12 protein-coding genes are annotated in these 11,098 nt (G+C 68.5%); 8 read left to right on the forward strand and 4 right to left on the reverse strand.

All coding sequences use genetic code 11. From position 1 onward, the window contains the following. The 4 genes from AC2VOK_RS00185 to purQ all read left to right on the forward strand — a co-directional run. Nucleotides 1-1,636, forward strand: a 1,636-nt coding sequence (locus tag AC2VOK_RS00185) for an FAD-binding dehydrogenase (RefSeq protein ID WP_428898670.1), incomplete at its 5' end; no start/stop codon positions are given. Between the two features lie 105 nt (nucleotides 1,637-1,741). Beyond that, on the forward strand, nucleotides 1,742-2,419 hold the full coding sequence (locus tag AC2VOK_RS00190; RefSeq protein WP_421528933.1) for an ATPase: 678 nt from the start codon (nucleotides 1,742-1,744) through the stop codon (nucleotides 2,417-2,419). 55 nt (nucleotides 2,420-2,474) lie between these two features. Beyond that, nucleotides 2,475-2,714 (forward strand): phosphoribosylformylglycinamidine synthase subunit PurS, encoded by a 240-nt coding sequence (gene purS / locus AC2VOK_RS00195; RefSeq protein ID WP_421528934.1) that lies wholly within the window; start codon nucleotides 2,475-2,477, stop codon nucleotides 2,712-2,714. Further along, nucleotides 2,711-3,385, forward strand: a complete 675-nt coding sequence (gene purQ / locus AC2VOK_RS00200; protein WP_421528935.1) for a phosphoribosylformylglycinamidine synthase subunit PurQ — start codon at nucleotides 2,711-2,713, stop codon at nucleotides 3,383-3,385. Before purS ends, purQ begins: the two co-directional genes overlap by 4 nt. Nucleotides 3,386-3,407: 22 nt before the next feature. Here the strand turns inward: purQ and AC2VOK_RS00205 are convergent, their stop codons facing one another. From AC2VOK_RS00205 to AC2VOK_RS00220, 4 genes are all read right to left on the reverse strand, one after another. Further along, nucleotides 3,408-3,875 (reverse strand): YbjN domain-containing protein, encoded by a 468-nt coding sequence (locus AC2VOK_RS00205; RefSeq protein ID WP_428898671.1) that lies wholly within the window; start codon nucleotides 3,873-3,875, stop codon nucleotides 3,408-3,410. Between the two features lie 116 nt (nucleotides 3,876-3,991). After that, nucleotides 3,992-4,441, reverse strand: coding sequence for a cupin domain-containing protein (locus tag AC2VOK_RS00210; RefSeq protein WP_428898672.1), 450 nt, complete (start codon nucleotides 4,439-4,441; stop codon nucleotides 3,992-3,994). 151 nt (nucleotides 4,442-4,592) lie between these two features. Continuing rightward, nucleotides 4,593-5,390, reverse strand: a complete 798-nt coding sequence (locus AC2VOK_RS00215; RefSeq protein WP_421530170.1) for a family 1 encapsulin nanocompartment shell protein — start codon at nucleotides 5,388-5,390, stop codon at nucleotides 4,593-4,595. Beyond that, nucleotides 5,390-6,415: a Dyp-type peroxidase gene (locus AC2VOK_RS00220; protein ID WP_428898673.1), complete on the reverse strand. Its 1,026-nt coding sequence runs from the start codon at nucleotides 6,413-6,415 to the stop codon at nucleotides 5,390-5,392. Before AC2VOK_RS00220 ends, AC2VOK_RS00215 begins: the two co-directional genes overlap by 1 nt. Nucleotides 6,416-6,459: 44 nt before the next feature. On the opposite strand from AC2VOK_RS00220, the gene AC2VOK_RS00225 reads away from it, so the two are divergent. From AC2VOK_RS00225 to AC2VOK_RS00240, 4 genes are all read left to right on the forward strand, one after another. After that, nucleotides 6,460-7,764, forward strand: coding sequence for a M18 family aminopeptidase (locus tag AC2VOK_RS00225; protein ID WP_428898677.1), 1,305 nt, complete (start codon nucleotides 6,460-6,462; stop codon nucleotides 7,762-7,764). Nucleotides 7,765-7,847: 83 nt separating this feature from the next. Further along, complete coding sequence (gene purL, locus AC2VOK_RS00230) at nucleotides 7,848-10,154, forward strand: phosphoribosylformylglycinamidine synthase subunit PurL (RefSeq protein WP_428898674.1); 2,307 nt, start codon at nucleotides 7,848-7,850, stop codon at nucleotides 10,152-10,154. Nucleotides 10,155-10,332: 178 nt separating this feature from the next. Then, the gene (locus AC2VOK_RS00235; protein ID WP_428898675.1) at nucleotides 10,333-10,518 is read left to right on the forward strand and encodes a hypothetical protein; all 186 of its coding nucleotides are present in this window, start codon (nucleotides 10,333-10,335) and stop codon (nucleotides 10,516-10,518) included. Between the two features lie 14 nt (nucleotides 10,519-10,532). Beyond that, nucleotides 10,533-11,098: PPE family protein (locus tag AC2VOK_RS00240; protein ID WP_428898676.1), on the forward strand; the 566-nt coding region annotated here is incomplete at its 3' end.

Here is an 11,098-nt window from a genome sequence, read left to right on the forward strand (position 1 = left end):
CGACGCGATCATCGTCGGCGCCGGACTGGCGGGCCTGGTGACGGCCTGCGAACTCGTCGAACGCGGCTTGCGGGTCCTGGTGCTCGACCAGGAGAACAGTGCCAACATGGGCGGACAGGCCTTCTGGTCGTTCGGCGGTCTGTTCCTCGTCGACAGCACCGAACAGCGTCGTCTTGGCATCCGCGACAGCCACGAACTCGCGCTTCAGGATTGGCTGGGCGCGGCGGCTTTCGACCGCGACGAGGACTACTGGCCGCGGCAATGGGCCTACGCCTACGTCGATTTCGCAGCCGGGGAGAAGCGCAGCTGGCTGCGTGCCCGGGGCCTGAAGCTCTTCCCCCTGGTCGGTTGGGCCGAACGCGGAGGATATGACGCTCTGGGACACGGTAATTCGGTGCCCCGCTTCCATATCACCTGGGGTACCGGGCCCGCTTTGGTCGAGATGTTCGCCCGCCGCCTGCGCGACCGCGCCGCGGTGCGATTCGCGCACCGCCACCAGGTAGACGAGTTGATTCTCGAAGGCGGCGCGGTCACCGGCGTCCGGGGCAGCGTGCTGGAACCCAGCACCGCCCCGCGTGGGATGCCGTCGTCGCGAAAAGCATTGGCGCAATTTGAGTTGTGTGCCCCTGCGGTGATCGTCACCAGCGGCGGCATCGGCGGCAACCACGATCTGGTGCGTAAGAACTGGCCCAGGCGGATGGGCCGCGTCCCCGGGCAGCTGCTCAGTGGCGTCCCGGCCCACGTCGACGGCAGGATGATCGACATCGCACAGCGGGCCGGCGCACGCGTGATCAACCCCGATCGGATGTGGCACTACACCGAGGGCATCACCAACTACGACCCGGTCTGGCCGCTGCACGGAATCCGCATCATCCCGGGCCCCTCGTCGCTGTGGCTGGACGGGGCCGGCAAGCGGCTGCCGGTTCCGCTGTATCCAGGGTTCGACACCCTTGGCACGCTGGAATACATCGCCAACTCCGGGTACGACTACACCTGGTTCATCCTCGACGCCAGGATCATCGAGAAAGAATTCGCGCTGTCGGGCCAGGAGCAGAATCCCGACCTGACCGGGCAGAGCGTGCGCGCTCTGCTGCGTAGCCGCGCCAGTTCCGGCCCGCCGGGACCGGTGCGGGCGTTCGTCGACCGTGGTGTGGACTTCGTCAGCGCCGATTCGCTGCGTGAGCTGGTGAACTCGATGAACTTGCTGCCTGACGTGGAGCCGCTGGACTATTCCACCGTGGCCTCCGAGGTCACCGCTCGCGATCGCGAGGTCGCCAACAAATACAGCAAGGACGGCCAAATCACCGCGATCCGTGCGGCCCGCGGCTACCTGGGCGACCGCTTCACCCGGGTGGTCGCGCCGCACCGGCTCACCGCGCCGAAGGCCGGGCCGCTGATCGCGGTCAAGCTGAACATTTTGACCCGAAAAACCCTGGGCGGTATCGAAACCGATCTGCAGGGGCGCGTGCTCAAGGCCGACGGCACCCCGCTCACGGGCCTGTACGCGGCGGGGGAGGCGGCGGGCTTCGGCGGCGGCGGCGTGCATGGCTACCGCGCGTTGGAGGGGACCTTCCTGGGCGGTTGCATCTTTTCCGGGCGCTCCGCCGGCCGGGGCGCCGCCGACGACATCACCTGAGCTCGCCCTGGGCGCGCCGGTCTGGCCGAACTCGGCGAGCAGGCGCGCGTGCCCGAAACGCGTCAGCTGAACGTCTAGGATTGTGCCCGGACGAAGGTGGTGCCGATGCGGGTGATCCTGGCGATGATCGTGATCGCTGGTTGCCTGACGGGTTCCCTGGTCGTCACCGTGTCCGCGCAGGCGGAGCCCGAAACCTGCCCGCCTGTCTGCGACCAGGTCCCGACCAGCGCGTGGATATTACCGCGTGCGGTACCGCTGGACTCCGTCTATCACTGGCCCGCGCCGGCCGGACTCGCGGTGCAGGTTACCGGCATGGGAGACGGCCCGCGTTTCCAATTCGAGGAGGTGTGCGCGACGCCGGCGGCCCCGCACGACCTGCGCGCCGGGGCGGTCGCCGCCCGGGCGACCGTGGTGCATCCCGAAGGCCAGTGGCAGTTGCAGGCACAGATCCTGCACTGGCGCGGCGATACGGCCCGCGGCGGCCCGAACGCGGCCGCGGTGTTCGGCAACGCGGTCGCTGCGCTGCGCGGCTGTCAGCGCGGCGCGCCGGGGGAATCGCCGTCGGTGACCACCGACAGGCCCGACCGGATGGCCGCGGTGATCTCCGGACCGGTCATCGTGCACACCTACCTGGTCGCCCATCCGTCGAGCAGCACGATCGCCGAGCTCACGCTGTGGTCGTCGGCGCCGCCGCTGGTGGCGTGGCCGGCGATGGCCGACGACCCGGTACTCGACGCCCTGGCCGCCCCGCTGTGCGAGGCCTACCTCGCCTCGTGCCTGTGAAACCGCCGGGCGCCGGTAGAGTTGGCGCCGACAGAAATCGTCAGGAGGAGCGCCGGTGGCCCGGGTGATCGTCAACGTGATGCCCAAAGCGGAGATTCTCGACCCGCAAGGTCAGGCTATTGTCGGCGCGCTCGGCCGGCTGGGCCATGCCGGAATCTCGGAGGTGCGGCAGGGCAAGCGATTCGAACTCGAGGTCGACGACACCATCGACGATTCCGCGCTCGCCGAGATCGCGGAGTCGCTGTTGGCCAACACCGTGATCGAGGACTGGACGATCACGCGGGAGGCGAGGTGACGGTGCGCGTCGGAATCATCACGTTCCCGGGGTCGCTGGACGACGTGGACGCCGCCCGCGCGGCACGGCGGGTGGGCGCCGAACCCGTCAGCCTCTGGCACGCCGACGCCGACCTGAAGGGCGTCGACGCCGTGGTTGTGCCCGGCGGCTTCTCTTACGGCGACTACCTGCGGGCGGGGGCGATCGCCAGGTTCGCCCCGGTGATGGCCGAAGTCGTCGGCGCCGCGCGCCGCGGGATGCCGGTGCTGGGCATCTGCAACGGCTTTCAGGTCCTGTGCGAGGCAGAGCTGCTGCCCGGTGCGCTCACCCGCAACGTGGGCCTGCACTTCGTCTGCCGCGACGTGTGGCTGAAGGTGGAGTCCACTGCGACGGCGTGGACTTCGCGCTACGAGCCGGGCGCGGATATCCTGGTGCCGCTGAAATCCGGGGAAGGCCGCTATGTGGCGCCCCGGGGCGTGCTCGACGAGCTCGAGGACGAGGGCCGGGTGGTGTTCCGATACCACGACAGCGTCAACGGTTCCCTGCACGGCATCGCCGGCGTCAGCTCGGCCGACGGCCGAGTGGTCGGCCTGATGCCCCACCCCGAGCATGCCATCGAGGCGCTGACCGGACCGTCCGACGACGGGCTGGGCCTGTTTTATTCGGCACTGGACGCCGTTCTGGCGGTCTGAGCCGAAACCGCAGCGGCGGTGCTCAGCCGGCGTCGCGCAGCAGCGGCTGCGCGGGCCGCCATTCCACGACCGGGGCCAGCTCGCCGAACAGTTCGATCGCGGCCGCGATCGTGTTGTCCACGAAGCGCGAGAAATCCTCGAAGGGGATGTCTTCGCGGATCCACTGCGACCGGCGCGCGATCACGCCGATGCGCTGCGGGTCGCAGGAATTGTGCACGATTGCGGTGACTTCGCGATCCTGCCGATTCCAGCCGTCCGCGAGGTGGGTCAGCCACGGCCGGTCGGTGGCGGGGAAGAAACACGCGGGAACCACCCGAACCACCAGCACGTCGTCGTGCGCGGGGCACACCTCGAGATGCACGTGCAGCCGTCGCGGGCGCGTGTTGGCGACGTAGAAGAAATCGCCGTCGTGCCGGCCGCGGAAATACCGGCTCCCTCGGGTTCGCAGGTAACGTTCGATCAGTTCCACGCAGTGCAGATCACTTGTCATGGAACCATGCTGCTCGTCGTGGCTTTGCGGAGCCTTGGAGCCAGGCTGGCCGAAACCGAAGACTATCTTGAGAATTGGCTGAATCGTCGTGTCGTGATGCCTGCCGGAACGCCGATTCAGAGCGGATAGAGCCCGGGCAGATCGACCACGATGGCCTCTTGCGTGCTTCGGGCGATCACTACCTCGGCCGGCGAGGTCGGATCGGGGTTTTCTTCCCGGTGCGGCAGGTAGGGCGGAATGAAGACGTAGTCGCCGGGCACCGTCGAGATGCGCACCTCGGCGACACCGTCATGGAACACAAACTCAGGGCGGCCGCTGCGCACGTAGATCGCGGTCTCGGATTCGCCGTGATGGTGGTTGGACGACGCGGTGTGCGGGTCGACGTGCGTCTCGCCCATCCACAGCTTCGCCGCACCGACAGACCGGCCGGACACGGCGGCGAACCGCCGCATACCCTCTGATTGGGCGGTGTCGGCGCTGATGTCCGACGCCCTGACGTGGTGCACGCGTGGGGACGCTGCCGTGGTGTCGTCGAAGTCGGGGTGAAAGCCGTCCGGGATCGCCATCACCCAATCATCGCCCAGGGCATGGCCGTTGTCGTCTCAGTCGCCGACGCGGTGGTCGCGGCGGCCGACGACGCCTTCGCCGGCGAGGGAGCCGATGCGAGTATCGAGCGTCTTTTCGGCCCCGGTGAGCTCGCGACAAAGCTGCCGGCTGCTAGCAGCCCAGGCAGACCGACGCCTCCGCGGTGTAGCACAGGAACGTCATCGTCTCCTGCAGATACAGCTGCACCGTATCGGTGTCGTGGCTGGTGTAGCCGATCGCGACGTCGGTGCCCAACTGCAGGTCGAAATCGCCGCCGCGGGTGGTCAGCACCATGGCGCCGTCGATGGCGGGAGCCCAGATGATGTCCCCGTCGACCAGCCGGCTGAGGTGCTCGCGGATCGGATATCCGTGCTCGGTGGTCTCGCTGACCTTGGTGTAGGCATCGGCGGACAACAACACCGAGTAAGGCCCGTCGACGCCGGCCAGCCGCAGGGCGGTCAACGCCTGCGAAATTGCATCGGGCATGTCACGCGGGTCTGCCGGCAAGGCCACCGAAGGGTTGGAGGTGCAGCTGCGGATGCCGTCGATCGACGCCGCGGGATAGCCCTCGAAGATGGCGCGGTCCTCGACGAACGCGAGCTTCTTGGCGGCGGCCTTGACCGGGTCCCAGTCGGCGTCGGACGCACCACGCTCGACGTTGTCGACCTCATAGCGGGACAAGGTGAACGGAACCCTCAGCCGGACAAGCGGTTTGGTCGCACGCAGATGAGCGACCACGCCGTCGGTGGGTGCCTCCACGTCCAACAGCCGTCCCGTGCCGACCGCCGCGGCCGCCGGCCCGTCGGGGCCGCTGACGTCGACCACCCGCCGTCCGGCGATGTGGCGTTTGAACGTCCGGGTGGCTTCCAGTTCGATTTCGGACCACGCCGCTTCGGTGACCGGTGCCAACTCGCGGTAGAGGTTGTTCATCAGGACGTTCCTTTCAGACTGCCGATCGAAAGCGAGCCGTTGTGACAGGTGGGGTCGGAAGCCGAACCGGCTCGCCGCGCTCCCGGCGTGCTGGGCAGCGGCGGCGGGTCGTCGAGGAAGTCGACGGTGGGGGAGAAGAACATTCCTCCGGTGAGCGCGGTGGAGAAGTCGAGTATGCGGTCCGTATTCCCCGGCGGATCGCCGAGAAACATGTTGCGCATCATCTGCTCGGTCACCGCGGGCCGGCGTGAGTAGCCGATGAAGTAAGTGCCGTATTCGCCGTTACCGACCTCGCCGAACGGCATGTTGTGCCGCACGATCTTCAGCTCGGCACCGTCGTCGTCGGTGATGACGTTGAGCGCGACGTGCGAGTTGGCGGGTTTGACGTCCTCGTCGAGTTCGATGTCGTCGAGCTTGGTGCGACCCACCACGCGTTCCTGCTCGGGGACCGCAAGTGACTCCCACTCCGGCATGTCGTGCACGTACTTCTGTACGTGCACGTAGCAGGAACCGGCGAAGTCGGGGTCCTCGTCGCCGATCGTGGTGGCGCTCAGCGCGATTGGTCCGGCCGGGTTTTCGGTGCCGTCGACGAACCCCAGCAGGTCGCGGTTGTCGAAGAACCGGAACCCGTGCACCTCGTCGACGACGGTGACCGCACCGGCCATGGCTTTGAGGACTCGGCCGGCCAACTCGAAACAGAAGTCCATACTTTCGGCCCGGATGTGGAACAGCACGTCGCCGGGAGTGGCCGGGGCCGTGTGCCGCGGCCCTCGGAGTTCGACGAAGCGGTGCAGTCCGGCGGGCCGCGGTCCGCAAAACAACCGGTCCCAGGCGTCGGAGCCGACGGAGGTGATCATCGACAGCCGTTTAGCCCGGTCGCGGAAACCCAGCGCCCGCACCAGCGCGGAGAGGTCGGGTAGCGCGTCGTGCACGGTTTTCTCCCCGCCGTCGTCGATGGTCACCACAAGGAATATGGCGGCAGGAGTCAACGGCGAGAGAATGGGTTGCGGCTGAACGGGAGGCACCCTTTCGACCCTATCGTGAACGCCGCGTGGCCCGGCACGCCATGATGGTGGACGTGGTCGATGAGCGAAACGACGGGACGACCGCGGCCAGCGCACGAGGCCTCTGCGACTTCATCGATGCCTCGCCGTCGCCGTTTCACGCCTGCTTCACGGTAGCTGGGCGGCTACGCGACGCCGGGTACACCGAACTCGGCGAGACCGATCGCTGGCCGGACCGGCCCGGCCGGTACTTCACGGTGCGGGCCGGGTCACTGGTGGCCTGGAACTCCGAGGGACCCGACGGCCCGTTCCGCATCATCGGCGCCCACACCGACAGCCCCAACCTCCGGGTCAAGCAGCATCCCGACCGGCTGGTCGCCGGCTGGCGGGTGGTGGCGCTGGAGCCCTACGGCGGAGCGTGGCTCAACTCCTGGCTGGACCGCGATCTGGGGATCAGCGGGCGCCTGACGCTGCGTGTGGGCGCCGGGCTCGTCCACCGCCTCGTCCGGATCGACGACCCGATCCTGCGGGTGCCGCAACTGGCCATCCATTTGGCCGAGGACCGCAAGTCGCTGACCCTGGACCCGCAGCGACACCTCAACGCGCTGTGGGGCATCGGCGGGCAGCCCGGATCGTTCGTCGGTTACGTCGCCGAGCGGGCCGGCGTGGCACCGGCCGACGTGCTGGCTGCCGACCTGATGACGCACGACCTGACCCCTTCGGCGGTGGTCGGCGCCCAGGCCGACCTGTTGAGCGCTCCGCGGCTGGACAATCTGGCCAGCTGCTATGCGGGGATGGAGGCGCTGCTGGCGGTCGAGCCTCAGACGGCGCCGGAAGCCATCCTGCCGGTGTTGGTGCTCTTCGACCACGAGGAGGTCGGTTCGTCCTCGGACCACGGCGCGCAGTCAAACCTGCTGAGCGCGGCCCTGGAACGGATCGTGCTCGCGGCCGGCGGGACCCGGGAGGACTTTCTGCGCCGCCTCCCGGCGTCGCTGCTGGCCTCGGCGGACATGGCGCACGCCACCCACCCCAACTATCCGGAGCGCCACGAACCCGGCCACCTCATCCAGGCGAACGCGGGGCCGGTGCTCAAGGTGCACCCCAACCTGCGCTACGCCACCGACGGGCGCACCGCTGCAGCCTTCGCGCTGGCCTGCCGACAGGCGGGGGTGGGTCTGCAGCGCTACGAGCACCGGGCGGACCTGCCGTGCGGTTCGACGATCGGCCCGCTGGTCTCAGCTCGGACGGGTATCCCGACTGTCGACGTCGGCGCCGCCCAACTCGCGATGCACTCCGCACGCGAACTGATGGGCGCGCACGACGTGGCCGCCTACTCGGCCGCGATGCGCGCGTTCCTGTCGCCGGCGTGACGCCGGCGGCCTCGACATAGTTCTCCGTCCGCTCAGCCACCACGTCGGGGTAGCCCGGGCGGCGCCACCCTACACTGTTCGGCGTGACCGTCCCCGGGTCGATCGACACCGTCTCTTATGCCGCGACCACGCCCGACCAACCGCAACCGTTCGCCGAGCTGGGTCTCAAAGACGACGAGTACCAGCGGATCCGTGAGATTCTGGGCCGGCGGCCCACCGACACCGAGCTGGCGATGTACTCGGTGATGTGGAGCGAGCACTGCTCCTACAAGTCCTCGAAGGTGCACCTGCGCTACTTCGGCGAAACCACGACCGACGAGATGCGCGCCGGCATGCTGGCCGGCATCGGTGAGAACGCCGGCGTCGTCGACATCGGCGACGGCTGGGCCGTCACGTTCAAGGTGGAGTCGCACAACCACCCGTCCTACGTGGAGCCGTATCAGGGTGCGGCCACCGGTGTCGGTGGCATCGTGCGCGACATCATGGCGATGGGCGCGCGACCGGTCGCGGTGATGGACCAGCTCCGGTTCGGGGCTGTCGACGCTCCCGACACGCGCCGGGTGCTCGACGGCGTGGTGCGCGGCATCGGCGGCTACGGAAACTCGCTGGGTCTGCCCAACATCGGGGGCGAGACCGTCTTCGATTCGTGCTACGCCGGCAACCCGTTGGTCAATGCGTTGTGTGTCGGCGTATTGCGTCAGGAGGATCTGCATCTGGCGTTCGCCTCGGGTGCCGGCAACAAGATCATCTTGTTCGGTGCGAGGACGGGGCTGGACGGTATCGGTGGGGTGTCGGTGCTGGCGTCGGACACCTTCGACAGCACCGGCTCGCGCAAGAAACTGCCCTCGGTGCAGGTCGGCGACCCTTTCATGGAGAAGGTGCTCATCGAGTGCTGCCTCGAGCTCTACGCGGGCAAGCTGGTGATCGGCATCCAGGACCTTGGTGGAGCCGGATTATCTTGTGCTACATCGGAATTAGCCTCTGCCGGAGACGGTGGCATGTCCATAGACCTCGACACCGTGCCGCTGCGCGCCAAGGAGATGACACCCGCCGAGGTGCTGTGCAGCGAATCGCAGGAGCGGATGTGCGCGGTCGTGGCGCCGGAGAACGTCGACGCGTTCATGGCGGTGTGCCGCAAATGGGACGTGCCGGCCACCGTGATCGGTGAGGTGACCGCGGGTGACCGGTTGAGGATCACCTGGCGCGGCGAGACCGTCGTCGACGTGCCGCCGCGCACCGTCGCCCACGAAGGTCCGGTCTACCAGCGGCCGGTCGCACGCCCCGAATCGCAGGACACCCTGAACGCGGACCGCTCAGACAGGCTGCCGCGACCCGGCGCCGGCGCTGAACTGCGCGCGACTTTGCTTGCGCTGCTGGGCAGCCCGCACCTGTGCAGCCGCGCCTTCATCACCGAACAATACGACCGCTACGTGCGCGGCAACACCGTGCTGGCCGAGCACGCCGACGGTGGCATGCTGCGCGTCGACGAGGCCACCGGTCGCGGCATTGCCGTCTCGACCGATGCTTCGGGGCGTTACACGCTGCTGGATCCCTACGCCGGAGCCCAACTGGCGCTGGCCGAGGCGTACCGCAATGTTGCGGTGACCGGCGCCACGCCGGTCGCGGTGACCAATTGCCTCAACTTCGGGTCTCCCGAGGACCCCGGAGTGATGTGGCAGTTCGCGCAGGCGGTGCGAGGTCTGGCCGACGGCTGCGCCGCCCTCGGTATTCCGGTGACCGGCGGCAACGTCAGCTTCTACAACCAGACCGGTTCCGTGGCGATTCTCCCGACGCCGGTCGTCGGGGTGCTCGGTGTGATCGATGACGTGGGCCGGCGCATCCCCACCGGGCTGGGTGTCGAGCCGGGGGAGACCCTGATGCTGCTGGGCGACACGCGCGACGAGTTCGACGGGTCTGTCTGGGCGGAGGTGACCGGCGGGCATCTCGGCGGGCTGCCGCCGGCGGTGGACCTGGCGCGGGAGAAGTTACTGGCCGAGGTGCTGCGGTCGGGGTCGCGCGACGGGCTGCTGTCGGCGGCGCACGACCTGTCCGAGGGCGGCCTGGCCCAGGCCGTCGTGGAAGCGGCGCTCGCGGGTGAAAATGGTTGTCGCATAGTACTTCCCGAAGATTCCGATCCTTTCGTGATGCTGTTCTCCGAGTCGGCGGGCCGGGCTCTGGTGGCGGTCCCCCGCACCGAGGAGAGCCGCTTCCGTTCGATGTGTGAGGCGCGGGGCTTGCCTGTCGTCCGCATCGGGGTCGTGGACCAGGGGTCAGACGCGCTGGAGGTTCAGGGTCTGTTCACGGTGTCGTTGGCCGAACTGCGCGAAACGTCCGCCTCGGTGTTGCCGCGCTTCTTCGGCGGAGCGGCGGCGGCGACCAGCGATGCGTGAACGGCTTCCCCGTGGCAGCCGGTGCGGTGGCCGCCATCGGCGCGGCTGCGGCAGACCGGGCGGCATCGCCGGGCGGAATTGGCCACGCAACACGATGGCGACGACGGAATTGCATCGGAACCAACAGCAAACGCTGCGAGCGTCGGCGACCTGACGCTTCCCAGGGCCCGTTGGCCGGGTGGTTCCCGCGGCCGCTGCTGCTGTGCCGGCGTTGATGCTGGCACGGTTCACCGCGTTAACCCAGGCTGACTGGGAAACGAGCGCACAGGCCGTGCTGATTCTCCACAGGTTCGTCGCCGTTATCTCGGCCGGTTTCGACTCCTGTGCAGCCGTTCAGGCCGTTGATATGATTGCTCCCAGCTAAGGAGCTTTCACGCAATGGATTTCGGGAACCTGCCGCCAGAGGTCAATTCGGCACGTATGTATGCGGGGCCGGGCTCGGAGTCGATGATGGCCGCCGCGGCTGCCTGGGATGGCGTGGCCGCCGAGTCGAGTTCTGCGGCGGAAGGGTACACATCGGTGGTGTCGGCGCTGATCGCCGAGCCATGGCTGGGGCCGGCGTCAGCGGCGATGGCCGTCGCAGCCGCACCGTATGCGGGGTGGCTGGCCACCACCGCGGCTCTGGCCGAGCAGACCGCCACCCAGGCCAGGACGGCGGCGGCGGCGTTTGAGACCGCCTTCGCGATGACGGTGCCGCCCCCGCTGATCGCGGCCAACCGCAGCAGGTTGATGTCGCTGGTCGCGACCAACATCTTGGGGCAGAACAGCGCGGCGATCGCGGCAACCCAGGCCGAGTATGCCGAGATGTGGGCGCAAGACGCCGCCGCGATGTACAGCTACGGGGCGGCCTCAGCGGCTTCGTCGAGACTGACGCCGTTCACCCAACCCACGCCAAACGCCGATCCGGCGGCGCAAGCCGCGGTGGTCACCCAAACGGGGGCCGC

The sequence above is a fragment of the Mycobacterium sp. TH-M116 genome, assembly GCF_057473685.1.